Below are 26,312 nucleotides of genomic sequence, written 5' to 3'. Positions count from 1 at the left end.
TTTCTATTTTTTATTTTATAACTATAGGAGGAATTGGTATGAAAGATGTTATAAGAAAGTTAGCAGAATTGCAAAAAGGCTATGATAAAATAGACGAAGGAGACAAGGGCATAAAGAATAATAAAGATATATCTATTTTAAATAAAATAAAGAAAGAGTTTCAAGAATTAAAATTGAGATATATAGAGAAGAAGAATGAACTTGAAAAAGTTAAGAATAGCTCTGCAGATTTAAGTAACCAAATAGAAATACAAAAAGAAGACCTATTAAAGTTAGAAGATAAGTTGTATAAGGATTGTGGTAGTGATTTAAAAATGATAAGTAAATGCGAAAAAGAGATTCTTAACTATAAAGAAACAATAAATAATGAGGAAAATGAATATTTTAGCCTTATGGAAAAGGAAGATATTTTAAGTAAAGAAAAAGATGAATTAAAAGCAGAAATTGTTAATTTAAAGCAGAAATTTGATGATTACAAAACTGAAGCATCACTTAGATTGGCTGAATCTAAGATGAAAATTGAAGAAGGTAAACAGATAGTTGAATCTTTAGAAAAGGAAATTCCTGATGAAGTGTTAAACATATATAATTCTTTAAAAAGGCAGAAAAATAATCCTATAGTGCTTGTTAAGAAAAATGTATGTTTAGGATGTAAAATAAAGCTTCCTAAGATGACAATTACAAAATTAAATGAGGGCAAAGAAATAATTTATTGTGATAATTGTGGAAGAATGATATATTTACCAGAAAAATAAATTTGATTTTTATAAATTTATATGATAAGATAAATCTTGCGAGTAAGCCAGATGGTCGCTGCTGCAGATTACTGCAGGAGAGGAAAGTCCGAGCTCCATAGGGCAGGGTGCTGGGTAATACCCAGTGGAGGCGACTCTAAGGAAAGTGCAACAGAGATATACCGCCAGAATCAGATTCTCTGATGAGTGCAGCTTTGGCTGCCTGGCAAGGATGGAAAGGCGAGGTAAGAGCTCACCAGCGCATTGGCGACTTTGCGGCTATGTAAACCCCACTTGGAGCAAGATCGAATAGGGAGACATATGGGGCTGCCCGTCCCGTCTCCGGGTAAGATCGCTTGAGCCTAATGGTAACATTAGGCCTAGATAGATGACCGTTTAATACAGAACTCGGCTTATAGACTTAGTCGTGCCATTGAAAACACTGGGTTTTATACTTGGTGTTTTTGTGTTTTTACAGCAAACTTCCACCATATAAAAAGCTAAGCATTGAAAAAACTGTCCTTCTCATAATACTGCACAATATAAAAGTTGCTCATTAATTGATTTTCAAATTACTTAATTTTTTCTACAATCTTTGTATTGGAATTATATTTTAGGTAAAATACGAAAGACTTCTAATAATACAATATTTAAGGTTAACCACACTCCACCAAAAACATAACCAGCATAAACATCACTTGGATATTCAACTTGATAAAATATAGGACTCAAACCTCCCAAAAAACAAATAATTATAGTTATTATTATAGAAGTAGTTTTAATCCAATTCTTATTTGTATGACGTATTATAAGAAAACATAAGAAACCATATGCCACAATAGTCATAAAAGATTGCTTACTTGGAAAAGTATATTTAATAGTTTCTATTAGAGATAGCTTTGATGGTCCTAAATGTTTAAAAACAAGTCTTAATATAGTTTGTAATATTTCTCCACCTAAAATTGCTAAAAACACAAATCTAATTTCAAGAAATGTATCTATGTCTCTTATTGTAATAAATATAATTATACAAATAGCTACTGGTATTAACATATTTAAAGATGTTATATTATTAAATAAATTTATTATATATTTCCAATTTTCTGTAAAAATAGTTTTTACTAAATATGTTACAATGATATCAAATTCATTAAATTCATGGGCTAAAAAATCTTGAATTACACCAATTACAAGAACAGAAAAACCTAAAAAAGCTAAAGCAATTCCTGCTATTACAATTTTAATCTTGCCAAAAGAATTAAATGTTTTTATAGCATTTTCAAGTATTTTTATAGTAAATTCAGTGATATGTTGCTTGTGATTCCTATAAATATATATAATAATCATAATTGAAGACGTTATTAAACCACCTATAATTAAATATCTAGTAATGATACTATGGTATTTATCCCAATTATTTCCTAGAACTTTACCTAAAGAAATAAATGTTGTAGTCCATAAAAAAGCTCCTATATAGGCATTTTGCATAAACTTTTTATAGGTGATTTCTGTTATTCCTGAAAAGTATCCTGTAATATGTCTAACACCAGGTATAAAATATGAAATTAATAATAGTTTGTTGCCATACTTATTAAACCATGTTGAAGTTTTATCTAACTTATCTGAACCTAAATGAATGTAATGACCATAGTGTTTGAAGAATGTAAGACCTAATTTACTTCCTACAAAATAGGATATTGTTATGCCCATAATTGTTCCAGATGATGCAATTATAATACTTAGTAACCAATTTAATTTATGTTGATTTACAAGAAATCCACAATAGATCATAAGAAACTCACCTGGAAGTGGAAATGCAATCAACTCTAACATTAATGCAATTAATAAAACTATATATCCATAATGATTGAGAAGAACTGTTATAGATTGCATTCATAAATCCCTCCAATATTTTATCAACATATGAAAAAAATTATTTTACTAATTTTTCATTTTTATTAAATTTTAATTTATTAATTATCAAATTTTCAATTTGGGGATAAAGTTCTTCAATTTTATTTTTTAAGACTAAACTATATAGATAATTTGTAATAAGCACTATAATATATGCACCAATAACATCTGTAGGATAATGGTTACCAACATACACTCTGGAAAAACCCACAATTAGTGATAGTATTGTCATTGTTATTCCAAGTATTTTATTGTATTTTCCTAAGCCTAAAGCTATACTCATTGTTCCTATAGCATGGTCGCTTGGAAAAGAAGCATCTTTAATATGTGGAATAAGCAAATTAACCTTATTATGAACAAAAGGCCTTTCTATATAGCATATACTTCCAATTATAAAGCTTAGTATTAAATTGATTACTGTCATAACAAAAGTATTTACATACACTTTTCTATATTTTTCATCCTTTTTAATAACACCTAGTATAAATATTATTGCAATAACTGCCATAAATATATAGGGTACATCTTTTGAGAAAAAGATCATTACTTTATCTAAAATTATATTTTTATTTGCTAAATTATTTATTAATCTAAAAATTTCTATATTCATATCTAAAATATCCTTTCTAATGTATGTTTTTGTATACTGCTATAAAACTTTCAAAATATCCTTTTTGTAAAAGTGTAAAGACCAATTTTGAACATAACAGTCCCAATACAATTCCACCTATAATATCAGTTGGATAATGAACATACAAGTATAATCTTGATAAAGCTATTAACGATGCCATACCTATAAAAATTAAGCTATATTTATTAAAAGATACTGATAGAACTTCTGCAATAGCAAAAGAAGATAATGTATGTCCTGATGGGAATGAGTAGGACATAGGTTTTGTAATCAAAAGATTAATGTCACTTATATCGTTGCATGGTCTTATACGTCTAACTAAATGCTTTACTATTCCTTCACCGATAATTGTACTTATAACTAATGTTATTAAAATTATTTCGCCAATTACTTTATAAGGCTTATTGAAGAATAAACCAAAAGCTATAATAATCCAAATAAGTCCCAAATTTCCCATGATTGTTATTATAGGCATTAATATATCTAAATATTTATTTTTTATATATTTTTTAATAATAAGTAAGATATAATTATCCAACATATTTATTTTTACTCTAAAATCTAAATACATATGGCTACCTCCTTTGTTTCCATAGAGACTGTGAAGTTTTAAATGCATAAATTATCATTTTACTACATATTAATCCCAAGATTATACCAGCTAAAACATCAGTAGGATAATGTACATATAAGTATAATCTTGAAAAAGCTATCAAAGATGATAAACTAAAAAATTCAAGTGCATAATTCTTAAAATATTTAGATAATATTCCTGTAACTGCAAATGAAGAGGTACAATGTCCTGATGGAAATGAATATGATAAAGGTTTTGGAATTAAAAGATTAGCTGCTGGTATATCTGCTGATGGTCTTACACGTTGAACCAAATGTTTTAAAAGTCCTTCTCCTAAAATTGTGCTTAATACTAGAGCTGTCAAAGCCATAAGTCCTATCTTTCTGTATTTTTTCTTTATAATTAGTAATCCTGAAATTATAATCCATATTAATCCCTTGTCGCCTAAAGAAGTTATAATAACCATAGCTCTATCTAGTATATGTCCATGCATATTGTTACTAATATACAATAATATGAAATTATCAATATTTTGTATTAATGACATCATCTTTGGTATTGCCTCCGTTTCTTTTTCCTTTTATAAATGTAACTATTGCTGGAATAATAGATATTATTATAATAGCAATTACTATATAGGAAAAATGCTCTTTTATAAAAGGTAATTCTCCAAAGAAATACCCCCCACCTAACATTAATGTAACCCATAAGAGTCCGCCTAAAATATTATAAGAAATAAATTTTGTATAATTCATTTCACCTATTCCAGCAACAAATGGTACAAAGGTTCTTATTATAGGTATAAATCTTCCCAATACTATAGTCATAGCGCCATGCTTTTGATAAAATTCATGTGCTTTATTAAGGTATTGTTTATTTATATATTTCACATCCTCTTTGTCTAAAATTCTATTTCCTATCTTTTTTCCTACATGATAATTTACAGTATCTCCAACTACTGCACCGGTAAAAAAGATAATAAATAAAATAATAACATTAAGAGAACCAATTGAAGCAAGTGCTCCTGTAGCAAATAGAATAGAGTCTCCTGGTAAAAATGGAGTAACAATTAATCCAGTTTCGCAAAATATAATTAGAAATATAAGAGCATATGTCCATATCCCATAATTTTGTATCACTACATTCAAATACTTATCAAGATGTAATATTATATTAATAAAAGTTTCTATAATACTCATATTTTCTCCCTTCATTATTAAAAAATTTTATAAATTTTTAATTCAGTATGTTATGTATTATAAATATTTAAGATTAAAATTATATTAAAAAACTCTTAGGTTATATTAAAAATTTGCTCTATATTTTCGAATTTAAGTAAATATACCCAAAATAATAAGATGAAGGAAAACTTTTCTTCATCTTATAACTTATAATTTTTTTCTTTATCTAAATTTAATAATACTATTATTTTTGTATACTTATCTTCTTCACTTTCAACCTCTATAGTTCCATAATGCATATCAACAATCCACTTTGCTATAGATAATCCAAGCCCTGTTCCGCCTTTTTCTTTAGATCTAGATTTATCAACAATATAAAATCTATCAAATATTTTCTCAATTTCATTTTGGGGTATGCCAATTCCCATATCACTAACAGTTAGTTTTACTTTATTTTCTTGAACTTCTGATCTTATATCTATTACGCTCTGTTCTGGTGCAAATTTAACACTATTTTCAATAAATATCCGTAACATTTGCTTTAACATTTTATAATCGGCTACTATACTTATGGTAGCATTTTTACTATTTGATATTATATGATTAGGTGCTATTAACTTGCTTTCTTTTACTACGTCATCAATAAGTTCATTAAGATAAAACTCTTTTTTTTTCATTAACTGCGTACTACTAGTACCTTTTGCAATAAACAATAATTTTTCAACTAAATTAGCCATATTATCAGCCTCTAATTTAATTGCATAAATTGATTTCCCCAAAGCTTCTTTATCGTTTTTTCCCCATCTATCCAATAAATTAGCGTATCCTTGAATAACTGCGATAGGAGTCCTGAGTTCATGGGATGCATCTGATACAAACTGAGTTTGTCTGTTAAAAGATTCTTGAAGCCTATCTATCATATTATTAAATGTACTTCCAAGCCTTTTAAGTTCATCATCAGGACCATTTACATTTATTCGTCCTTTTAAATTATTGATGCTTATGTTTTCAGCAGTTTTTGTTATATAATCAATGGGTTGTAACATTCTCTTACTTACTAAATATCCTACTATAATTGAAGCAATAATTCCAACAGAATCAGCTATAGCCATAACCACAAATAATATTTTCAAAAAATAATATTCATTGTACATATCTTTTACTATTTGAAGATATGTAGTACTATAGCTTTTACTTTCAAATTTTACATTTTTAAAAACTAAATGTTTTTCATCTTTTTCTAAGTGTTTTATTCTATCATAAGGCTCTTTTATCTCAATATTATAATTAGATTTATTTGATATATTTAGTATTTTTCCGTCTTTTTGAAATATTATTATGGATACATTTTTCTTGTATGGAATATCAGAAATAAGTTCTTTATCAGATAAATCTATATGCTCATTTGAAACCCTATTTAATATAATTGTTTTAACATCATCTATTTGTTTACTTGCTTGATTGTAAAAGTAATATTTTATTCCATATAAAATTGAGGCGTTTAATATAAGTAATACTAAAGAAAACATGAAGGCGTATACTATTGTAAGTTTTATAGAGATTTTCCTACTTTTGATAATGTTAAAAAAATAATTAATCGGCTTTAATAACATAACCTACACCCCTTATTGTAGTTATCAATTTATTTTCAAAGCCATCATCAATCTTACTACGTAAGTATCTTATAAATACATCTACTACATTATTATAACCTGAATAATCATGCCCCCATACACTTTTAATCAACTGATCTCTTGTAAGTACAACATTTTTATTTACTAGTAACGTTTCTAAAAGATCATATTCTTTTTTTGTAAGTTCAATTTCTTTGCCAGATCTCCATACCTGATGTGTTTTATTATTCATAACAATATCCTTTACTTTTATTTCATCAAGCATATTTTTTAATCCTTTTTCTCGTGTGTGTACCCGTATTCTTGCCAATAATTCTTCTATTGCAAATGGTTTTGGTAAATAATCATTAGCTCCAGCATCAAGTCCTAAAACTTTATCAGATATATTACTTTTAGCGGTTAGCATTATGATAGGCACATAAGAAAACTGCCTAATTTTTTTGCATACTTCAATTCCATTTAGGCCTGGTAACATAACATCAAGAAGAATTACATCATACTCATTGGCTTCTGCATTTTTCAAACCTTCTATTCCATCATATACTACATCAACTTTATATCCTTCATGAGTGAGTTCCATTTCAATAAACATTGACATCTGCCTTTCATCTTCTACTATAAGTATTTTATAATTCTCCACATTGCCACCTTGTATAATGAACAAATATTAAAGTTCATTATACTTTTCCTTTTATAATATTTTTTATTACTATATTATCATAAGATGTTATAGATTAGTTTTACCACCGTATAGCTAAATTATTTTAGTTGAGAATCTAATCATTGTATTATATTTATTTGTTAATTAGTTAGACAAAATATGATGTTTTATATGGAACAAGGATACATTTAGCATAAGATTTGTGGAGTATAGCAAAGTTATGCTATAAAGGAGCTTATTTTATAATTTTTATCGCAATAAAAATTGATTGCTGCACTTAGATTCAGATGGTGTTATTTTTAAACATTAACTCCCATAAAGGAACTTTTTTAGAACTAATAAGAAGTTTTATAAATAAAGATTGGGTAAATCTAATAAAAGAGGATGATTTAGTGTTAGCAGATAAGGCATATATTAAGCGATTTTGAAGAAGAAGAATCAGATATAGATATAGTTTACAAGCTAAATATAGAAGGGCAGGAAGTAATATTCTATCAAGGGGAGGTTGATGATATGGTTAGTAATTTGGAAAAAACTTTGGATAAAATTAAAGAGGATGCAATTAAAGAGGGAAGAGAAGAAGGGATACAACAAGGGATACAAACAAGGAAAATTAGAGGGAAGATTAGAAACTGCAAGAAATTTATTAAGAATGAGCATGGATTTGCTAACAGTGGTAAAAGCAACTGGTTTATCACATGAAGAGATTGAAAAAATAAAGAAAAATATGAACTAAAATAAAAGGGAGCCTTAGCTTAGTTTCCGATATTGTATTAAATAATATTAGAACGACTTAGGCTCTTTTTATATATTTTTTAAACTTCTTTTTTATAAACTATTTTACCAACCTGAATTTCATATAAAATCTTGTTAAGTATTGATATTAAAGAGCTTACGAGCTCTTTAATAATTTTTTTAAAAATCAATGAACGCCTGGTGAAAAATCCAGTAATCCATTGAAAATACAGGGGTGTAGGTATATAATGAATTTTAAGAATGGCTTATTTAAGGATGATTTTTTCAAAATACGAAGTTATATAAAATAAGGCGGGTTTAGAATATATGGATAGTGAAAAGATAAAAGAACAGTTTGAAAAAGGAATAAAATACAAAGGAATAGGTTTTTTATTAATACTTCTTTCTCCAGGTCCTATGGCGTTATTAAAAGGCTCAGTAAAGTATATTTTAGCAAGTATTATATTTGGGATAGGAGTGTATTTTGAAAGGCAATACAAATATCCAGTATGTGGACATGTATTTGATCCAAGAGTAAAGTCTAAGGAGTTAACCTATTGCTCAAACTGTGGTGAAAAACTTCAATAATAAGATATAATAGATACTGTTTATTAAAAATGTGTACTAAAAGCAACTGGTTTATCATATGAAGAGATTGAAAATATAATATAAGCAATGAATGGAGTACAAAAGGAAATGGATGCTAATATTCTTATTATTTTATTAAAGTATGTGGCAATAAATGTTTTTACTTTTATTATTATAATCCTTGTATTAATCAACTTATATCCTCTTTTGCTTTATAAGTCTCCTGCAACAAAATTAAAAAGGGATAGATTTGATGTGATAATTATTTTAGGCTTTCCTGCATTACAGGATGGGAAGCCTTCTCCGATAATGAGAGAAAGAGTTATAAAAGCAGTTGAATTATTTAATAAGGGATACGCTAATAACATTATATGTTCGGGTGGAGGAGTCTATAATAAATATATTGAAGCAGATATTATGGCTAATTTGGCAGAATCATTAGGTATTCCAAATAGTTGTTTGATTAAAGAGGATAAATCAAGAAATACATATCAAAATATACAAAATTCAATAAAGATAATGGAAGATAAAAATTGGTCATCAGCAATGGTAGTAACTTCTCCCTGGCATTTAAGACGTTCTAACTATTTTTTATCAAAATTCAATATTACATATCAAATGGAGAAATCTGACTATCCAAGAGAACTCTCTTATCTTTATATTATTGCTATATATATGTGGGAAAATTATGTAATGACCAAAACTAAAATAAAAAGACACTAATACTATACTGTTTGGCAACTTTCTTAAATAACGGTATAAAAATCACATAATCAAGAAAGTAATTAAGTCGTAACAGTAATAAAATATGCCATAATTGATTGAAAGATAAATAGTAATTTAGAAGGGAGTAGTGATACATATGAGATTAGAAACTAGCAGAACAATTCTTCGCGGTTTTGAAGAGAAAGACTTAGAGGATTTATATGAGTATTGTAGTCAGGAGGGTGTTGGAGAATTGGCTGGATGGAAGCATCATAGTAATTTGTTAGCTTCAAAAGAAGTGTTGCATAGAAATATTGAAAATAGTAACATTTTTGCAATAGAAAATAAAGAAAACAGAAAAGTGATTGGTCATATAGAAGTAAATAGTGATTCTGAGAATGGAAGAGATGATACAAAGGAATTAGGCTTTGTACTGAATCGTAACTACCAGAATCAAGGAATAATGACAGAAGTAATTCGTCAGATTCTGGATTATCTATTTTCTAATGAAATAGAATATGTGTATGCTTGTTGTTTTCAAAATAACAAATCATCTAAACGGTTGATTGAAAAATGTGGTTTTACTTTTGAACAAGAAGGTTCATTTTATTCAGAATCACTTAATAAAACTTTTAAGTCATTTGAGTATGTTTATAGTAAAAATGATTGGCAGCTACAGAAGAAACATTGCTAAATTCCAATTTTAAGGTTAAATAATATAAATGTTAATATGTAATTAAAAACATAATAAAAATTTTAAATAAATGGGGTATTTACTGTGGAAAGAAATAATGCTAAAAAAATTATTAAAGAATGGATTTTAAGAATAAATAATGAAGAAGTATTACCCAATAACATTAAGGCTTTAAATTTTGGATTATTTGAACCTTATGGAATTGAGTTGATTGGAGCTTTAACTTATGATGCAGAAGATGATGACTGGGCTTGTGAAGAAGATTTTATACCTAAAGAAAGAAAATGTCCAGAATTAAATATTGATTGTGAATGTGATTGGAAATCTGTGCTTAATGAAATACAAATGATTTTAAAAGAATTAGTGGATGAATTAAGAGAGTTGCCACTATTAAATGTTAAGCATATAACAACAGGTTTTTGTGATGGTGATCTTGTTGTGGTGAAATAATTGACCAAATACTAATTTAATGTCAAGTAATATAAATAGTAATTTATCGGGGAGATTATGAGAACATCACTTAAAAGAGTAGAGCAGTCAGATTATTTAATAATCTGGCTGTATTTATAGTATCACAAAGTATTTTTATAAGTGTAGTTGACTTTAACCTTTTAAAATTAGAAAAAGATCAGTTTGAAGAAAAATTAATAGTGTTGTTGAATAAAAAGAGATATGATATTCAAGCAAAGTTAACAGCATACGATATGATGCTACAACAACTAAGTAATGATATGCAAAATCTTCAAAAAGGTGAATCGGTATTTAGTAATTTAAAAGATTTAGATATTATGCTTGTAGAAGTACCAGCTATGTATATTTTATCAATTCGTAAATTAGTAAGTATAGAAGAATGTAATTTAGGATATGACATGTTTTTTAATCAATTATATAAAAGAATAGCAGAAGATGATCTTACAATGATAGGTCCGCCAATGACAATATATCATAGTGAGGAATATTTATTTGAAGGGTACGATATTGAATTTGCTATTCCAATCAAAGAATATGCGATAGGCACAAAAGATTTTAATCCAGGATTGTGTATTAAAACCCGACTTAAAGGAGACTATTCAGAAATTACTTCAGTATATACAAAACAACATGAATGGTTAGAACAAGAAAAATATTGTGTGGCAAAACCTCCGTTTGATATTTATATAACAAATCCTCGGGAAACTAAAAGGCCGGTAGATTCTATTACAGATGTATATTTACCTGTAAAGAAGATTTGATTAATGTGAGGAGGGAATAATGTGCTTAAAAAAGAATGCTTTAATAGTGATTTAGAAAAAGTAATAGTAAAGGAATATAAAAATATAGCGGGTATTGTTGCTCTGAAAGATGGCAACCTGGTTTATGAAAATTATTTCAATGGGTATAAAAGAGAAGATACGATTCATGTTGCTTCGGTAACAAAAAGTGTATTATCTGCACTGATAGGAATTGCTATTGATAAAGGTTCTATAAAGAGTGTAAATGAAAAGGTGCTGGATTTTTTCCCGGAGTATGATAGCACACTCGTAGATAGCAAAAAGCAAGAAATAACGATAAAACATCTTCTTACAATGACTGCGGTACCTTCAAGTATTCTACAGCCGGAGCGCATTTATTATCTGTAATACTTACAAAAGCAACTGGAAAGACAGCAAGAGAATTTGCAAATGAATACTTATTTGAACCAATTGGAATGAAACAATTGCCAAATTATGAAATGACTACTGCAACCTATATGAATTTTATTAAAGGTAAGCATGTTTGTGGATGGGTATCAGATCCCAAGAAGAATAGTATTGGCGGTTGGGGAGTTACTTTATCAGCAATTGATATGGCGCGACTTGGACAACTCTATTTGAATTATGGGAAATAGAATGGTAAACAAATAATTTCAAAAGAGTGGATTGAGGAATCTCTACAGGATAATCCTAATCATTATGGATATCTTTGGTGGATATTTAAAAAGGACGAATTTGCGTATTGTGCTATTGGGGATGGAGGTAACATGATTTGTTGCTTACCAGAAAGAAATATGGTAGTTGCTATTGCTTCTAAATTTATAATGAAACCAAAAGATAGAATGAAATTAATAAAAGATTGTATACTGCCATCATTAGATAAATAAAAAATATATGAACAATTAAAATATGAGAGCAAAAAAGGTCAGTAAATAACTGATCTTTTATTATAAATATTGTTATAAAATACATTATTATCTAATTAACTTAGAATTAACTAAAAGGTATCCTATAAATATAATTAAAAATAATAAATTTTAGGTAAATAATTTGAAAGGAATTACTCTATGTTAAATGAATATACCAAGTTAATTGATTCAAATATTTAAAATTCATTTATAGAGTTTAACATTTTTGATAATAATTTAATGTTTACAAATTAAATCAAAAAATGCGAGGAAATAAATTGTATGGTAGAGTATGCTAATATCAAGGAGGTAAGATAATGGAGTGGTTAAAAAATTTGAGTAAAGCTATTGATTATATAGAACAGAATTTAGATGGGGATATTTCATATAAAGAAGCGGCTAAAATTGCATGTTGTTCAACAAACTATTTTCAACGTATGTTTGCTTATGTGACAGGTATAACGTTAGTAGAATATATAAGGCGTAGAAGAATTACACAAGCTGCTTTTGAATTGCAGACAAAAGATATCAAAGTCTTAGATATTGCCATGAAATATGGATATACTTCACCAACGGCATTCAATCGTGCATTTCAAAGTGTACATAACATTAATCCTGCCGTGGCAAAATCGAAAGGGTGTCAACTTTGTGCATATCCCCCTATTAAATTCTCAATTCAAATACAAGGAGGTAGTGATATGCCATATAGAGTCGAAGAAAAAGCTCCTATGAGAATCGTTGGTGTACGTATTCCGTTAACATATGATATGGATAAAAATTACAAGTTAATTCCATCATTTTGGGAACAAACAAAGCAAAGCGAAAAGTTTTACCAAATTATAAATCTGAATAATACACCGCAAAAAAAAATCTTTGGAATATCAATTTATGATGCAAATGATGAAGTTTATTATTATATTGCTACTGCTACAGATAAACCTGTGCCAGAAGGAATGTATGAATATGAAATCCCTGCATCAATTTGGGCTGTGTTTGAGAGCCATGGTTCCTTCAAGGAATCCATACAAACTATATATAAACGTTTTTTTACAGAATGGCTTCCATTTTCAGGATATAGACATGCGGGGATTGCAGATGTTGAAGTATATCCAGTATATCCAGTATATGATGAATCAACGGTTAGCGGATATGCAGAAATATGGATGAGTATAAAAAAGGAAAAGGAGAGTTAGTAAAATGGAATATCAAGTAGAAATTAGAGAAATAGAACCTATCAGAGTAGCATTTATGAGATATAAGGGAATTGCTACGGAAGCAAATAAAGTGTTTCCTAATGTATTTAAATCAATTAAAGGAAAAGCAGATGGAGCACCATTTTTTAACTACATTACAATGAATCCAGAGACTAAATTTGGAGAGATTGAACTATGTGTACCTACTGCAATGACTCCAAGTGGAAATGGTATCGAGGTGAAGGAAACCCCTAGGATAAGGGCACTATGTGTTACTCACAAGGGTTCTTATGAAACTATGTTTGAAGCATATAAAAAGATTGATGCATATGCCAAACAAAATGGAATTAAGTTGCAGTCTGAATTCCGTGAAGTATTTATTAAAGGGCCTGGTATGATTTTAAAGGGTAATCCTGAGAAATATATTACAGAAATTATATTTCCGATTGAGGAGGATTAATATGGAAGCAATTTATGTAGAGAACGTTGTTAAACGTTATAAGAATGGTGTTGAGGCCTTAAACGGACTTTCATTAACAGTTAAGGAAGGTGAGATTTTTTCACTTCTTGGTCAGAATGGTGCTGGAAAGTCAACTTTAATCAACATCCTTACAACATATCTTGAGCCAACTTCAGGTATTGCAAAAATACTAGGTAGTGATATCTATACAGAAACTAACAAGGTAAGAAGAAGTATTGCATGTGTTGCGCAGAAAACATCCATTGATACCTACTTATCATTAAAAGAAAATATGATGATCCAAAGTAAATTGTATAAAATACCAAAAGCAAAAGCTGAAGAACGTATGAAAACCTTGATTTCCTGTTTTTCATTAGAAAGATATCTAGATTATCCTGTTTCTTCTTATTCAGGGGGAGTGAAAAGACGATTAGATATTGCTTTGAATCTTATGTCAAATCCACAGATTTTGTTCTTAGATGAGCCTACAGTTGGTATGGATATTCAATCACGTATGGCTATGTGGGATATGATGAAAAAAATTAGAGATGAATTTGGAACTACGATTTTTCTTACGACACATTATCTGGAAGAAGCAGATGATTTAAGTGATACTATCTGTATTATGAGAGATGGAAAAGAGGTAATACAGGGGACTCCAGCTAAGTTACGTGAACTAATTAAACAGGATATTTTAAGTATTCGATTTACCAATAAAAATGAGTCTAAAGCTTGTCTTGTAGAGCTTAGTAAAGCTAGAAATGATATAAAGTTATCCCTTCGAGATGAAAAGATTTTAATTTATTCAAAACAAAGTAGAGAAGATTTTCAAAAAATCAATCAGTGGTTGTTTAAGAGTCAGATAAAATTTGAAGGTATTGAAATAGTTCAGCCAACCTTGGAAGATGTGTTTTTAAGATTAACAGAAGTGAATGGATTGGAGGAAATTTCATGAATGTTATAACTCTTTTAGGACGTAATGTTAAGTGGCGCTTTCATAATAAATTTACTGTTGTCATTACTATTTTACAGCCAATGCTTTGGCTTATATTATATAGTGAAGTTGCAAAGCAAGCTATGAGTGGAATAGGAATTGATAATTATACAACTTTTATTTTACCAGGTTTAATTGTGTTGGTGAGTTTTGGTGCATGTAGTAGTAGTGGAATTATGAACTATTTAATGAAGGCTGATGGAAGTTTTTATCGTATTCTGATTGCTCCGGTTAGTAGGAAGTCAATAGTATTAGGACAAGTTCTTGAAGCAGTTTTATGCACATTTCTTGAAGTTGGAGTCATGTGTATTGTGAGTTTATTCTTCTCTGTAAAAATTCAAACTAACATTTTGGGAATTTTGATTATTATATTAATTATTTTCCTTAATGCCTTATGTTTATCTTCATTGACCTATGCAATAAGTTTATCACTCCCAAATGAGGTAGTATATGAAACAGTTCTAAATGCTATCGTATTGCCAGTATTCTTTTTAAGTACAGCGCTGTTTCCATCAGATACATTAACTGGTTGGATTGCAGTAGCTGTAAACCTGAATCCATTTACACATGTAATTAATTTATTACGTACATTGATGATAGAAGGGAATGCCCAAGCACTCCAGATCATTTTAGTAATAGCTATGCTTATTGTAATGAGTGGAATCACATTTTTATGGGCTTTGTCAAGATTAAAGAAAGAAAGTAGTTTTTAATAGGTAAGTTAATATTAATAACTATTTATAACACTATTTAATTTATTTGCAGTAGCTTTATTTATATCAGTTAAAACATGAGAATATAGATCAATTGTAATATTAATAGTACTATGAAACAAGTTTTGAAGGAGCAGCTTTTGCGGGAGTTTCACCTAAATGGAGAAAGGTTGAATTTGGATATCTTAAGTTGTAAAATCTAATGTTTAAATATTTGGCATCGTTATGGAGCTTTGCACGTATAGTTAGTAGCCTTTGAAAGTCATTGGAGATGCAATGGCTTTCAAAGGCTACTAATGGTTTATTTTGTAAAATATTAGTGGGGGATGAATTAAGAAGTAGGAAATAATCAATGGATTAATATTGTAATTAATGTTATAATATGGAATGAAATGTTGATTAAGTACATAGTTGTGTGTTATTGTGTGAAAGTTTTTTATTGAAGAAGAAGTAAGGGGGCATTGTATGAAAGTGTTGTATGGAAGTGTTGTGGTGGCCTTAATTAATCTAATAATTGTTTTAGTGTTATTTAGTATAATAATTTATGGATTTGTATTGTTTGTAAAACTTGCTAATAGAGGAATTAAAGCACTTGATATTTACATAAATGAGAAGACTAACAATAAATTATAGACACACAATTTCATTATGTTACCAATTATTAAAATATAAGTTTCAATTTTCTTTACAAGCTAAGGTTCAAATGATCTGCCTCTATCTCTTGGTATATTTAAATCAAATTATCCTAAGATTTTAAAGTTAAGAAAATATTTCTCCAAAGATATATATTAAAATTGGAGGTAATAAAATAAAAAGAAAGTTTTTGTTGAAAATAGCAAAAACTTTCTTTTTATTTTCAAGTATAATCTTAAAAACTATACTATAATTTATGTAACACAATTCCGTTTGTGCTTCATTTTGTACGTTTCATGCATTAAGTATTGAAAAGTTGAGTATAGAATTATATAATCTCGGATAAGGTTTTCCATTATATTCATTTTTATGTTGCAATGAATTTGTAATTATATATAATACTGGGCATAAATTCATATGATTAGAAAAAATCATATCAATAGCAATTTCATTAATAGGAAGCATATGTAAAAATGCTTTCTCAATGATTCTATCTTTTGTACTTTTTGGTTTATTTATAAAGTATTCATATGGTTCAGATGGTAGCTATGTGAATAGACTTTTAATATTTATGATGATTTTACCTTTAAATTGTTTAAAACAAAATACTGTACATATTTTATTAAAACATAGAAATTTTTGAAACAAGGTAGCGTATAAACTTGTTTCTTTTTATTTAGTGTTAAGTATTTAAATAAAAATAAGTATGATAAAATATTATTAATAAGTAAACAGTGTAAAAATATATTTATCATTTTAATCAATAATTGGAAATAGTATAATTATCTAAAGTGGAACAGGATAATGTAAGTATATATCTACGTAATATATATAGATAGAGGAAATATATCATGGGAGTTCAATAGAAATAAAAGACCATAAAGTAATAGAAGTAGGGTTTAATAAAGACTTTTATAATGGATTTTATTGTACTAACATAGATGTTCAAGTGAAAAAAGGGGTTGTAAGAAAAGAAAAAGGAAGAGGTTTTTATATTATGGAGAGAGAAAAAATATTAGAAAATATAAAAGCAGAAATAAAAAAAGGAAATCATATCATTGGTGTGGCAACAGGCACAGGAATGACAGCTAAGTATGCTCAAAATGGAGGAGCAGATTTTATTTTAGCGTTGAGTTCTGGTAGATTTAGACTCATGGGGAGAAGCTCCCTAGGAGGTTATCTGCCTTTTTGCAACAGCAATGATATGGTCATAGATTTTGCTACAAAGGAAATAATGCCTTTGCTAAAAAATGTGCCTATTATCTTTGGTTTGAATGGTACGGACCCTACAATAGATATGGATGAGTATATAGATAAAATAAAAGCTATGGGTTTCTCGGGAATTAATAATTATCCTACAGTGGGTTTAATTGATGGTAAATTTAGTGAAGGTATTGAAGAAGCGGGATGCTGTTATGCTAAGGAAGTAGAGGCAATAAGAATAGCCCGTGAAAAGAATTTATTTACAGTGGCTTTTGTATTTAACGAAGAGCATGCAGAACAGATGATTAAAGCTGGTGCTGACGTTATCTGTGTACATTTAGGTTTAACCGAAGGAGGGCTTTTAGGAGCAAAAAAAGTATTTTCGCTAGAGGCAGCGAAGGTTAGAGCGGCTAGTATATTTAATAAATGCAATGAGCTTAATCCTAATATAGTGAAACTCATTTATGGAGGTCCTGTTAAAACCCCAATTGATATTCAGTACATGTACAGTAATAATGAAGACTTAATGGGGTATATAGGCGGCTCCGCTTTTGAAAGAATTCCGTCTGAAAAGAGTATCACAAATGTAACAAAAGCTTTTAAAGTATCAGGACATCTAGATGAAGATGATTTGATGATTAAAATGCTAGATGGGGTGAAAAAGCATTACGATTATGTTGAATTTGTGAAAGAGTATGTTTATCAGAATTATATGCATGATATATTATTTTCAGATTTAGCAAAAGTTGCTCATGTTTCTAGAAGTTATTTAAGTACTCTTTTTAAAAGGGAAGTAGGTTGTACTTTTTCAGAGTATCTAGTTAAATTCCGAATAGAAAAAGCTGTGGAAATATTACGTAGAGAAAATATTCAGTTATCAGAGGTAGCGGCTTTAGTTGGGTACAAGGACTACGCACAGTTTAGCAAGATGTTTAAAAAGTATAAAGGCATTCCCCCAAAAGAAATTAAACTGAAAAATAAAAATATAACATAAACACAAAAACATAGAACATAACAACGTTTACATAGAGAATGGAAAGCAGTATTATTAACTTACAGTTAGTTATACTGCTTTTATTGAATTTTAAAATGCTTACTAATGTTTAGGTACAAACAAAAAATAAAGATTTTTGGGAGGTTTATTAATTGAAAACTGTTGCAATTGCAGGAACATTTGATACGAAGGGGACTGAGTATTTATATGTAAAGGAATTAATTGAAAGCCAGGGGTTAGGCACATTTACTATTCATACAGGAGTATTTGAACCAGTATTCAAACCAGATGTAACAAACAAAGAAGTAGCAGAGGCTGCTAACACAGACATTGAAAAGCTTATAGCTAAAAAGGACAGAGCTTTGGCAACAGAAGTATTATCAAAGGGTATGGAGAAATTAGTACCGGAATTGTACAAACATGGAAAATTTGATGCAATTATCTCTTTTGGAGGTACAGGAGGAACTTCACTAGTAACACCAGCTATGAGAGCATTACCGATAGGTATTCCAAAGGTTATGGTTTCAACAGTTGCTTCAGGAAATACTGAGCCTTATGTAGGTACTAGTGATATTATTATGATGCCTTCTGTAGTAGATGTTGCAGGTCTTAACTCAATTTCAACAAAGATTTTTACAAATGCAGTGTTTGCTATTGCAGGTATGCTTAAATTTGAAAATACAAAGGTTGTAGAGAAAAAGCCACTAGTTGCTGCAACTATGTTTGGTGTAACAACACCATGTATAACAGCTGCAAGAGAATACCTTGAAAAGAGAGGTTATGAAGTTCTTGTATTTCATGCAACAGGAATAGGTGGACGTTCAATGGAAGCACTTGTGGATGGAGGCTTCATTGAGGGAGTACTAGACCTTACAACTACAGAATGGGCAGATGAAATTATTGGAGGAGTTCTAAACGCAGGGCCTAACCGTTTAGAGGCAGCAGGCAAAAATCATATACCGCAAGTTGTATCAGTAGGTGCCCTTGATATGTGTAATTTCGGACCATATGATTCAGTACCTGAGAAGTTTGCTGGACGTAATTTTTATAAACATAACCCTACAGTAACTCTTATGAGAACAAACAAAGAGGAAAATGAAGCAATTGGTAAAAAATTAGTTGAAAAATTAAATTTAGCTAGAGAAAAAGTAGCTTTATTTATACCACTGAAAGGAGTATCTGGTATTGATGTAGAAGGACAGCCGTTCTATGGTCCAGAAGAAAATAAAGTATTATTTGATACATTAAGAAATGGTATAAACAGAAATGTTGTGGAATTAGTAGAAATGGATTGTGATATTAATGAGGTGGCTTTTGCACAAGCAGCAGCTCAAAAATTAATAGATATGATGCAAAAGTAGGAAATTAATAAATAAGTTAATCAATAGATTTAAATTTTAGGAGGATTTAATTATGAATAAACTTACAAGAAGTGAGATTATGACAAAATTTAGAGAGCAGGTTAAAAGCGGAGATACATTATTAGGTGTAGGAGCAGGTACAGGTATTACAGCTAAATTTAGTGAAGCTGGCGGAGCAGATATGCTTATAGTTTATAATTCAGGTAGATACAGAATGGCAGGAAGAGGTTCTCTTGCAGGATTATTATCTTATGGAGATGCTAATCAAATAGTAGTGGAAATGGGATCAGAAGTACTTCCAGTTGTTAAAGATACTCCAGTGCTTGCTGGTGTATGTGGAACTGATCCATTCAGAGTAATGGATATTTTCCTTAATCAATTAAAAGCACAAGGTTTTGCAGGTGTTCAAAATTTCCCTACAGTAGGGTTAATTGATGGGACATTCAGACAAAATTTAGAGGAAACTGGTATGGGATATGATTTAGAAGTTGAAATGATAAGAAAAGCACATGAACTAGATATGCTTACAACTCCTTATGTATTTGATCCAGAACAAGCAAGAAAAATGGCTGAAGCTGGTGCTGATATATTAGTTGCACATATGGGATTAACAACAAAAGGTACAATTGGAGCACAAACAGCACTTACACTTGACGACTGTGTAGAGAGAATCGAAGCTATTATAAAGGCAGGAAGAAAAGTTAACCCTGATATAATGGTAATCTGCCACGGTGGACCTATTGCAGAACCAGAAGATGCTGCATATGTAATAGAAAAAACAGAAGGAATAGACGGTTTCTTCGGTGCTTCAAGTATTGAAAGATTTGCAGCAGAAAAAGGTATTAAATCACAAACAGAAGCGTTCAAAGTAATAAAAAAATAAGGAGTTAAGTTTGTTATAAAAACACATTAGATAGTCTAAAATATTATTTTAAAAGTGAGGGAATATATTAAATTTCAGTGGAGTTGTTTGGGACTTTGTAATTGTCCTGGACAGTGAAAAGTTCTATTCTCTTAAGAAGCAAGTTGACCTTTATAGAATAAAGGGGCAATTTGCTTCTTTTTAATTTTACTAAAACTGATGAAGGGTAATCTAATAATAAGAAAGTTTTTGTTGAAAATAGCAAAAAATTCTTATTATTTTCAAATATAATCTTAGAAATAATATTATAATTAACAATTAATGTAAAGGGATTCCGTTTGTGCTTCATTTTGTACGTTTTGTGCATTCAGCATTGAAAAGCTGGTTATAGGGTTATATAATTTAGACAAGATTTCCATTATATTGATTTTTTGTATTATAATTAACTTGTAATTATATTGAATAGAGAAAATTTTATAATTGCAAAACTGTATAGCTACATGCAAGTTTAATTGTTTACTGCTTCGAAAAGTTCTCTTTTAGGGTTAGAATAAACTCGAAATATAGTGAAAGAAAAATTTTAAGGCATTGTTCACGATAAACAGTAGAGAAAATGCATTTAACATTGCTTTTTTATTAGATAAAAATATTGTTAAGGGAAAACATACTTTTGATGATGTTCAAGAAACAATCAATTCATCGTATGTTTTTGATTATATAATAGAAACTTTAGATAAAAGAATAGATAAAAGTTATTTAAAATATTTTCATAGTATGTTAAAACATAATACCTTTGATTAAGATACTTTTAGCAGGATTGATAACTACTTTTAAAAAATCTCTTTTTATATGCAGTTTTTTCTGCATTTGAACAATAGAACAATAGGACTATTTTCTTCAATAGGAACTCTTGTTTTAGTTACATTGTTATAGCACTATTGAAGTCTAAAATCCCACAACCTGAATTTCATAATTATGACAAATTTTGCAATTCAATAATTTCTAACTATTTACATAATAAACAAAAAATGATATTGTATATATAATATAACATTTTAATACAAATTATAAATATATATATTAATTAAGTATTAATACAATTTTAGGATTAATTATCTTAACACCTTATATAATAGAATATGTCAGATTTCTAGGTGATTTTTAGACAAGCATTATATATTTTATTTATTGTGTTATGAAAAAGATATATAATCTTATAACTTACTATGTTTACTATTAGTATATACTTTTAAAACGTATATATTATAAAAATAAATATTTAGGAGGAATTTTAAATTATGATAAAAGACAATAAAATCAAGAAATGTATTGCAACATTATGTCTATTAATAGGCCTGGTATGTATTAATGTTTATACTAGCTTGGCGGGAACAGAAAGAAAGTTTTGGAATATGACTATTAGACCACTACAAGGAGATAGTGTATTAACAACTAGACACAAAGAAACTGACTTACAATATTCTTGGGTTAAGGTTACTAAAATGCAAAGCATAGGAAAAGTAAATGTAAAATTTGTAGGACCTACTTGGACGATTACGAATCCTATAACTATTGATACTGGAGTTAATACTGGTAGATGGTACAAAGCACCATATATAACTGGTGGTTCTGTTTCAGGTAGTCCGATTGCTTTATCGGCTTCTAACTATAATTGGTCTACAAGTAAAGGCTATATTGAAGGTTGGGTTGATTACGAATAAAGAAATATTTAAGAATACCTAATTAGGTATTCTTAATGTTAAATGAATTTAAACAACAGAATAATTATTAAGTTTTATGAGAATGAGGAAAAAATATGATAAATTTAATTAAACTGGATTTTGAAAATTGTTTTAGAAGTGTAAAATTTAGACTTTGTTTTTTATTTTTGTATTGTATTTCTATATTTTCATTTTTGACTGTTTCTATAATGACTTATAAGCAAAGTTCTTTACAATTAAATTTTACATACAAAATGGGTATAATACAAGGAGTTGGTCAGCGTTCAGTATTCCAACTTATATTATTACTGCTTCCTTTAATTACATGTGGTATTTATTCCGATTCATTTATATATGAAAGAGATAAAAATATAATTTCACATTATTTAACAAGAACATGTAAATTAAAATATTTTATCTCAAAAATATTTTCGATTTTTATTATAGTTTTTTTTTCAATATTCTTTGTATTAAGTATAAATGAACTTTTGATATTCTTAGAAATCCCTAATATAGGAGTAAATCATGGGTATGGTATTACTGTATATCAATTAAAATCGGATGCCGATAGTTTCTTTTTATCAAGTATATATACTGCTCATCCATATTTGTATAATTATTTGTTAATTTTAATAACATCACTTTATGCAGCACTAGTAGCTGTTATAGGTTTCAACATTTCCCTGTTATTTCATATGAAAAAAATAACATTATATATTTATATGTTTTTGGGAGTTCATTTAATTTCATTTATATTACCTGAACAATTCCAAATATACAATTATATACAATCAATCCCTGGCACATTCAAAAATTTTGTCATTACATTAATTGGGTGGATAGCAATAGCGTTCATAAGTGGAGTCATTGGTATTTTTAAGGAGATTAACAAATAGTTATGAATAAATACTTTTACTTAAAGAAAACAATTTTAAGCAAACAATCTAGCATAATATGGGGATTAACAATAGCAGAAATATTATTTTTATTTATTATTAAAGGGGATTTAAAAGTTAATAATTTATCTATTTATATTAACTCTGATTATTTATTTAGTTATGGAATAATAGTAATACAATATTTACTATTTATAAGTATTTATACAAGTTACTATCAAAATATTTGTATAATTATTAGATATTTAAGTATTAAAAGGTTGATGAACACCATAGTAAAAAACATAATATTTTTAACATTAGTATTTGTAATTAATTTTAATATAATTGTACTTACAATTATTAAATTGAATTATAAAAATATATATATTTATAAAGACTTAAAATATATTTTATTTACAATATTAATGCAATTTTTATCATTTTTAATTTTAGGTCTTATTTATTCAATTCTGTTCTTTAAAAAATATAATATAAAAGTATCTGTTGTTGTAACTTTTGTTATTTATACAGTATTAATTATGAGTATTAACAAAATTGGGCTATATTTTGTTTTGCCTATAGAAATTAGTCAAAAAGAAATATTTAATATGATAAAAAATACAATAAGTATTTATATTGTTTTTCTACTATATTTTATTAATAAATCAAATAAGGGAATAGAATTATATGAAAACAGGATGTAAAAAATTTAATCTAATCATACTTAGTATACTTAGTATGATACTTATATCAACAATATTAAATTTAAATTTAAATCAAATGACTAGTAATATTAAAGATATGTATATATATTATTATTCTTATACATTTTTAAGTGAAAAAATGACGATTTTAAATATACTCATATCTTCGTTACCTATGATTATATCAATCTCAATATTTGCAGATGACTTGGCAATTGAAATAGAAAAAAATGCAGCTTATATATTCACTAGATCAAGAAAACGTAAAAAATGGATTGTTAATAAATTTATATATATATTATTTAATATTTTAAGAATAGAATTTATTCAATTTAGTATATCATTTGTGTATTTTACTATATTAGGATATAGGATAAAAGAACCTAAACAATTTCTATTAGTTTTTGTAGAATTGCTTATATTAAATATATTAACTCAATATATTCTTATTATAATAGTTAACTTAGTGACACTAAAAATAAATAACATAGTTGGATATATTATTTGTATTTTTTTATTTTTAATTAACATAATAACTTTTCATTTATTTTTTTTAAAAGAACAAATATTAGTAAAGTATATTCCTTTAATACAATATCTGCTATCTATTAAAGAAAATATGTTAGTTGACAGAAGCATAATATATTTTTCTAATTTTATTCCAAGTTATAATTTTATACAGGCTGTAGCATACGATGTTATAATTATAATATTTTTACTATTAGTAGGAAGAAAAATAATAGAAAAATATGAATTTTATTAGGAGGAAAATATGAGCTACATAGAAATTAAGAATTTTACTAAAACTATAAAAGAAAATACGGTTTTAAAAAATATAAATATTAACTTATCTAAAGGGAAAATATATGGATTTGTAGGTAGAAATGGTTCAGGAAAAACCATGTTGTTTAGAGCAATATGTGGGTTAATAAAAGCTACAAGTGGCGAGATAATTATAGATGGAAAAACTATTTCAAAAGATATAGATTTTCCTGATTCTTGTGGTGTGATTTTAGAAACACCTGGATTTTGGGATAACCAAACAGGTTTACAATGTTTAAAAAATATAGCAAGTATAAAATCAATTGTTAATGAAGATATTATACGCAAATGGATGATGAGATTTGAATTAGATCCAAATGACAAAAAAATCTATAAAAAGTATTCATTAGGTATGAAACAAAAACTAGCTTTAGTACAAGCTTTAATGGAATCGCCAAATCTAATTATTTTAGATGAACCAACAAATTCCCTAGATGAAGAAAGTATTATTATTTTAAGAGATATTCTAGAAAAAGAAAAAGAAAGAGGTGCAACTATTTTAATTGCTAGTCATAATAAAACAGACATTGAAGAATTATGTGATAAAGTATTTAAAATAGATTTTGGTAAAGTTAAAGAGGTATAGTTATGAAATCTAAGAAAAATTTATTTGTTATCATAGTTACATTTTCACTTTCAATATGTTTAATCATATCTATCGGAGTTCGATTATCAATTTCCAAATTTGAATATAATGACATTTTTAATTTATCAAATACTATGACTTATTATCCATATACTGAAATTGAATATTCTAGTGGTTCATTTAAAGATGTTAGTTCAGTAAAAGATACTAATTCCCTTTATAAATTTATAGTAAAAGGCAAAACTACAAGTCACAGAGAAGTATTATCTGGAGCGGTACTTACAGAAATTACAGTGCTCGATGTATTGAAAGGAAATATTGATAGTAAAAATATATACATTTATGAGCCAATAGCTATACATAACAATAATAATGTAGCGATGTTAAGTACATTTGAAGGATATAATTTTATAAAAGACGATAAAACATATATTTTTTGTTTAAATGAATTAGAGAAAAAGTATTATAATATTTATACTAAGGGGAAAAAGAATATTTTTATGTATTCAACACCTTTCTATGGGAAATTTCCGTTGAAATACAACTCAAATGATTTTGCTATAATTGATGAAAAAGAGTTCACTACTGAACCATTTAAGATTTATAAAAACTTTATCAATTATGAACAAATATTTAGCTCCCCAAGGGCAAAAAATAAATATTTTGAAGAGTATAATAGACTTATAAAACTTGCAAAACAAAAATAAGTTATAAAGTTTTAAGAGAAAATAGATTAGTAAAAGATATTTTAATTTTTAATTTTTTTAGTAGTAGATTTATTATGTAGTAATAAGTAATCATATCAATTTATTGGGCTGTTGAATTAAGAAACTAGTGAGACAGCCTATTTTGCATTTTATAATGTAATTTTAATTACCTAAGTTTTGTACAAACAAAACTTTATTAGTTTCCATATTATAGTTTCCAAAAAATAAATAGTGGATAATACCAAGCCTTGAAGTATAATTTTCTTGCTACAGAAAAATTAAGAAAGGCG

Annotated in this window: 29 protein-coding genes, 1 other RNA gene and 1 pseudogene; 24 read left to right on the top strand and 7 right to left on the bottom strand. The window is 27.8% G+C overall.

Translation table 11 applies throughout. The features are described from left to right. Positions 1 to 38: 38 nt before the first annotated feature. Both OW729_RS13770 and rnpB read left to right on the top strand, forming a co-directional pair. A complete protein-coding gene (locus tag OW729_RS13770) occupies positions 39 to 755 on the top strand; it encodes a zinc ribbon domain-containing protein (protein WP_268062118.1) in 717 nt (238 codons plus the stop codon). A gap of 39 nt (positions 756 to 794) precedes the next feature. Beyond that, positions 795 to 1,166, top strand: an RNA gene (gene rnpB / locus OW729_RS13765) — RNase P RNA component class A. Positions 1,167 to 1,340: 174 nt separating this feature from the next. Here rnpB and OW729_RS13760 read toward each other — a convergent pair. From OW729_RS13760 to OW729_RS13730, 7 genes are all read right to left on the bottom strand, one after another. Next, positions 1,341 to 2,627 (bottom strand): VTT domain-containing protein, encoded by a 1,287-nt coding sequence (locus OW729_RS13760; protein ID WP_268062117.1) that lies wholly within the window; start codon positions 2,625 to 2,627, stop codon positions 1,341 to 1,343. A 40-nt stretch (positions 2,628 to 2,667) separates the two neighbouring features. Beyond that, positions 2,668 to 3,258 carry an undecaprenyl-diphosphatase gene (locus tag OW729_RS13755; protein WP_268062116.1) on the bottom strand — a complete coding sequence of 197 codons (591 nt, stop codon included), beginning with the start codon at positions 3,256 to 3,258 and terminating at the stop codon, positions 2,668 to 2,670. 16 nt (positions 3,259 to 3,274) lie between these two features. Next, complete coding sequence (locus OW729_RS13750) at positions 3,275 to 3,850, bottom strand: phosphatase PAP2 family protein (protein WP_268062115.1); 576 nt, start codon at positions 3,848 to 3,850, stop codon at positions 3,275 to 3,277. 4 nt (positions 3,851 to 3,854) lie between these two features. After that, positions 3,855 to 4,400, bottom strand: coding sequence for a phosphatase PAP2 family protein (locus OW729_RS13745; RefSeq protein ID WP_268062200.1), 546 nt, complete (start codon positions 4,398 to 4,400; stop codon positions 3,855 to 3,857). Beyond that, on the bottom strand, positions 4,378 to 5,052 hold the full coding sequence (locus OW729_RS13740) for a DedA family protein (protein WP_268062114.1): 675 nt from the start codon (positions 5,050 to 5,052) through the stop codon (positions 4,378 to 4,380). The genes OW729_RS13745 and OW729_RS13740 overlap by 23 nt, the downstream gene beginning before the upstream one ends. 182 nt (positions 5,053 to 5,234) lie before the next feature. Further along, positions 5,235 to 6,647 carry a sensor histidine kinase gene (locus tag OW729_RS13735; protein ID WP_268062113.1) on the bottom strand — a complete coding sequence of 471 codons (1,413 nt, stop codon included), beginning with the start codon at positions 6,645 to 6,647 and terminating at the stop codon, positions 5,235 to 5,237. After that, a complete protein-coding gene (locus OW729_RS13730; RefSeq protein WP_268062112.1) occupies positions 6,628 to 7,308 on the bottom strand; it encodes a response regulator transcription factor in 681 nt (226 codons plus the stop codon). The genes OW729_RS13735 and OW729_RS13730 overlap by 20 nt, the downstream gene beginning before the upstream one ends. 529 nt (positions 7,309 to 7,837) lie before the next feature. Between OW729_RS13730 and OW729_RS13725 the strand changes: the two genes are divergently transcribed. The 22 genes and pseudogenes from OW729_RS13725 (at position 7,838) to OW729_RS13630 (ending at position 26,022) form a co-directional block, all read left to right on the top strand. Continuing rightward, entirely contained in the window at positions 7,838 to 8,065 is a 228-nt protein-coding gene (locus tag OW729_RS13725) for a hypothetical protein (RefSeq protein WP_268062111.1), read from the top strand. Between the two features lie 326 nt (positions 8,066 to 8,391). Then, complete coding sequence (locus OW729_RS13720; protein ID WP_268062110.1) at positions 8,392 to 8,652, top strand: hypothetical protein; 261 nt, start codon at positions 8,392 to 8,394, stop codon at positions 8,650 to 8,652. Between the two features lie 108 nt (positions 8,653 to 8,760). Further along, complete coding sequence (locus OW729_RS13715) at positions 8,761 to 9,375, top strand: YdcF family protein (RefSeq protein ID WP_268062109.1); 615 nt, start codon at positions 8,761 to 8,763, stop codon at positions 9,373 to 9,375. A gap of 139 nt (positions 9,376 to 9,514) precedes the next feature. Further along, positions 9,515 to 10,051: a GNAT family N-acetyltransferase gene (locus tag OW729_RS13710; protein WP_268062108.1), complete on the top strand. Its 537-nt coding sequence runs from the start codon at positions 9,515 to 9,517 to the stop codon at positions 10,049 to 10,051. Between the two features lie 84 nt (positions 10,052 to 10,135). Continuing rightward, positions 10,136 to 10,501, top strand: coding sequence for a hypothetical protein (locus OW729_RS13705; protein WP_268062107.1), 366 nt, complete (start codon positions 10,136 to 10,138; stop codon positions 10,499 to 10,501). A gap of 200 nt (positions 10,502 to 10,701) precedes the next feature. Next, entirely contained in the window at positions 10,702 to 11,283 is a 582-nt protein-coding gene (locus tag OW729_RS13700; protein WP_268062106.1) for a GyrI-like domain-containing protein, read from the top strand. Positions 11,284 to 11,304: 21 nt separating this feature from the next. Further along, positions 11,305 to 11,670, top strand: coding sequence for a serine hydrolase domain-containing protein (locus tag OW729_RS19435; protein ID WP_326498380.1), 366 nt, complete (start codon positions 11,305 to 11,307; stop codon positions 11,668 to 11,670). Between the two features lie 77 nt (positions 11,671 to 11,747). Then, entirely contained in the window at positions 11,748 to 11,918 is a 171-nt protein-coding gene (locus tag OW729_RS19430; protein ID WP_326498379.1) for a hypothetical protein, read from the top strand. Positions 11,919 to 12,508: 590 nt separating this feature from the next. Beyond that, complete coding sequence (locus OW729_RS13690) at positions 12,509 to 13,384, top strand: AraC family transcriptional regulator (protein ID WP_268062105.1); 876 nt, start codon at positions 12,509 to 12,511, stop codon at positions 13,382 to 13,384. Between the two features lie 4 nt (positions 13,385 to 13,388). After that, positions 13,389 to 13,844, top strand: a complete 456-nt coding sequence (locus tag OW729_RS13685; RefSeq protein WP_268062104.1) for a GyrI-like domain-containing protein — start codon at positions 13,389 to 13,391, stop codon at positions 13,842 to 13,844. Between the two features lies 1 nt (position 13,845). After that, positions 13,846 to 14,799 (top strand): ABC transporter ATP-binding protein, encoded by a 954-nt coding sequence (locus OW729_RS13680; protein WP_268062103.1) that lies wholly within the window; start codon positions 13,846 to 13,848, stop codon positions 14,797 to 14,799. Then, positions 14,796 to 15,551, top strand: coding sequence for an ABC transporter permease (locus OW729_RS13675; RefSeq protein WP_268062102.1), 756 nt, complete (start codon positions 14,796 to 14,798; stop codon positions 15,549 to 15,551). Before OW729_RS13680 ends, OW729_RS13675 begins: the two co-directional genes overlap by 4 nt. A 465-nt stretch (positions 15,552 to 16,016) precedes the next feature. Further along, positions 16,017 to 16,184 (top strand): hypothetical protein, encoded by a 168-nt coding sequence (locus OW729_RS13670; RefSeq protein ID WP_268062101.1) that lies wholly within the window; start codon positions 16,017 to 16,019, stop codon positions 16,182 to 16,184. Between the two features lie 835 nt (positions 16,185 to 17,019). Then, a pseudogene (locus OW729_RS19495) lies at positions 17,020 to 17,151 on the top strand (DUF3990 domain-containing protein); the annotation flags it as partial. 30 nt (positions 17,152 to 17,181) lie between these two features. Then, positions 17,182 to 18,381: a phosphoenolpyruvate hydrolase family protein gene (locus OW729_RS13665; RefSeq protein ID WP_268062100.1), complete on the top strand. Its 1,200-nt coding sequence runs from the start codon at positions 17,182 to 17,184 to the stop codon at positions 18,379 to 18,381. 152 nt (positions 18,382 to 18,533) lie between these two features. Further along, a complete protein-coding gene (locus tag OW729_RS13660) occupies positions 18,534 to 19,742 on the top strand; it encodes a Tm-1-like ATP-binding domain-containing protein (protein WP_268062099.1) in 1,209 nt (402 codons plus the stop codon). 52 nt (positions 19,743 to 19,794) lie between these two features. Beyond that, positions 19,795 to 20,625 (top strand): phosphoenolpyruvate hydrolase family protein, encoded by an 831-nt coding sequence (locus tag OW729_RS13655; RefSeq protein WP_268062098.1) that lies wholly within the window; start codon positions 19,795 to 19,797, stop codon positions 20,623 to 20,625. A gap of 1,277 nt (positions 20,626 to 21,902) precedes the next feature. Continuing rightward, on the top strand, positions 21,903 to 22,325 hold the full coding sequence (locus OW729_RS13650) for a hypothetical protein (RefSeq protein ID WP_268062096.1): 423 nt from the start codon (positions 21,903 to 21,905) through the stop codon (positions 22,323 to 22,325). 95 nt (positions 22,326 to 22,420) lie between these two features. After that, on the top strand, positions 22,421 to 23,221 hold the full coding sequence (locus OW729_RS13645) for a hypothetical protein (RefSeq protein ID WP_268062095.1): 801 nt from the start codon (positions 22,421 to 22,423) through the stop codon (positions 23,219 to 23,221). A gap of 669 nt (positions 23,222 to 23,890) precedes the next feature. After that, positions 23,891 to 24,670, top strand: a complete 780-nt coding sequence (locus OW729_RS13640; protein WP_268062094.1) for a hypothetical protein — start codon at positions 23,891 to 23,893, stop codon at positions 24,668 to 24,670. A 9-nt stretch (positions 24,671 to 24,679) separates the two neighbouring features. Then, on the top strand, positions 24,680 to 25,315 hold the full coding sequence (locus tag OW729_RS13635; protein ID WP_268062093.1) for an ABC transporter ATP-binding protein: 636 nt from the start codon (positions 24,680 to 24,682) through the stop codon (positions 25,313 to 25,315). A gap of 2 nt (positions 25,316 to 25,317) precedes the next feature. Then, the gene (locus tag OW729_RS13630) at positions 25,318 to 26,022 is read left to right on the top strand and encodes a hypothetical protein (RefSeq protein WP_268062092.1); all 705 of its coding nucleotides are present in this window, start codon (positions 25,318 to 25,320) and stop codon (positions 26,020 to 26,022) included. Positions 26,023 to 26,312: the final 290 nt, after the last annotated feature.

Source organism: Clostridium brassicae (assembly GCF_026738875.1).
Classification (GTDB): Bacteria; Bacillota; Clostridia; order Clostridiales; family Clostridiaceae; genus Clostridium_H; species Clostridium_H brassicae.
Note: the sequence above shows the minus strand (reverse complement) of the source record. Positions and strands in the feature narration are given on the sequence as shown.

What these genes read in the sequence shown, in the direction of transcription:
- OW729_RS13655 (WP_268062098.1), top strand. Translation starts at nt 19,795, where the DNA reads ATGAATAAACTTACAAGAAGTGAGATTATGACAAAATTTAGAGAGCAG.
- OW729_RS13745 (WP_268062200.1), bottom strand. Translation starts at nt 4,400, where the DNA reads ATGTCATTAATACAAAATATTGATAATTTCATATTATTGTATATTAGT.
- OW729_RS13685 (WP_268062104.1), top strand. Translation starts at nt 13,389, where the DNA reads ATGGAATATCAAGTAGAAATTAGAGAAATAGAACCTATCAGAGTAGCA.
- OW729_RS13755 (WP_268062116.1), bottom strand. Translation starts at nt 3,258, where the DNA reads ATGAATATAGAAATTTTTAGATTAATAAATAATTTAGCAAATAAAAAT.
- OW729_RS13635 (WP_268062093.1), top strand. Translation starts at nt 24,680, where the DNA reads ATGAGCTACATAGAAATTAAGAATTTTACTAAAACTATAAAAGAAAAT.
- OW729_RS13650 (WP_268062096.1), top strand. Translation starts at nt 21,903, where the DNA reads ATGATAAAAGACAATAAAATCAAGAAATGTATTGCAACATTATGTCTA.
- OW729_RS13665 (WP_268062100.1), top strand. Translation starts at nt 17,182, where the DNA reads ATGGAGAGAGAAAAAATATTAGAAAATATAAAAGCAGAAATAAAAAAA.
- OW729_RS13675 (WP_268062102.1), top strand. Translation starts at nt 14,796, where the DNA reads ATGAATGTTATAACTCTTTTAGGACGTAATGTTAAGTGGCGCTTTCAT.
- OW729_RS13740 (WP_268062114.1), bottom strand. Translation starts at nt 5,052, where the DNA reads ATGAGTATTATAGAAACTTTTATTAATATAATATTACATCTTGATAAG.
- OW729_RS13725 (WP_268062111.1), top strand. Translation starts at nt 7,838, where the DNA reads ATGATATGGTTAGTAATTTGGAAAAAACTTTGGATAAAATTAAAGAGG.
- OW729_RS13710 (WP_268062108.1), top strand. Translation starts at nt 9,515, where the DNA reads ATGAGATTAGAAACTAGCAGAACAATTCTTCGCGGTTTTGAAGAGAAA.
- OW729_RS13640 (WP_268062094.1), top strand. Translation starts at nt 23,891, where the DNA reads ATGAAAACAGGATGTAAAAAATTTAATCTAATCATACTTAGTATACTT.
- OW729_RS13750 (WP_268062115.1), bottom strand. Translation starts at nt 3,850, where the DNA reads ATGTATTTAGATTTTAGAGTAAAAATAAATATGTTGGATAATTATATC.
- OW729_RS13735 (WP_268062113.1), bottom strand. Translation starts at nt 6,647, where the DNA reads ATGTTATTAAAGCCGATTAATTATTTTTTTAACATTATCAAAAGTAGG.
- OW729_RS13770 (WP_268062118.1), top strand. Translation starts at nt 39, where the DNA reads ATGAAAGATGTTATAAGAAAGTTAGCAGAATTGCAAAAAGGCTATGAT.
- OW729_RS13760 (WP_268062117.1), bottom strand. Translation starts at nt 2,627, where the DNA reads ATGCAATCTATAACAGTTCTTCTCAATCATTATGGATATATAGTTTTA.
- OW729_RS13680 (WP_268062103.1), top strand. Translation starts at nt 13,846, where the DNA reads ATGGAAGCAATTTATGTAGAGAACGTTGTTAAACGTTATAAGAATGGT.
- OW729_RS13645 (WP_268062095.1), top strand. Translation starts at nt 22,421, where the DNA reads ATGATAAATTTAATTAAACTGGATTTTGAAAATTGTTTTAGAAGTGTA.
- OW729_RS13720 (WP_268062110.1), top strand. Translation starts at nt 8,392, where the DNA reads ATGGATAGTGAAAAGATAAAAGAACAGTTTGAAAAAGGAATAAAATAC.
- OW729_RS13670 (WP_268062101.1), top strand. Translation starts at nt 16,017, where the DNA reads ATGAAAGTGTTGTATGGAAGTGTTGTGGTGGCCTTAATTAATCTAATA.
- OW729_RS13715 (WP_268062109.1), top strand. Translation starts at nt 8,761, where the DNA reads ATGGATGCTAATATTCTTATTATTTTATTAAAGTATGTGGCAATAAAT.
- OW729_RS13690 (WP_268062105.1), top strand. Translation starts at nt 12,509, where the DNA reads ATGGAGTGGTTAAAAAATTTGAGTAAAGCTATTGATTATATAGAACAG.
- OW729_RS13630 (WP_268062092.1), top strand. Translation starts at nt 25,318, where the DNA reads ATGAAATCTAAGAAAAATTTATTTGTTATCATAGTTACATTTTCACTT.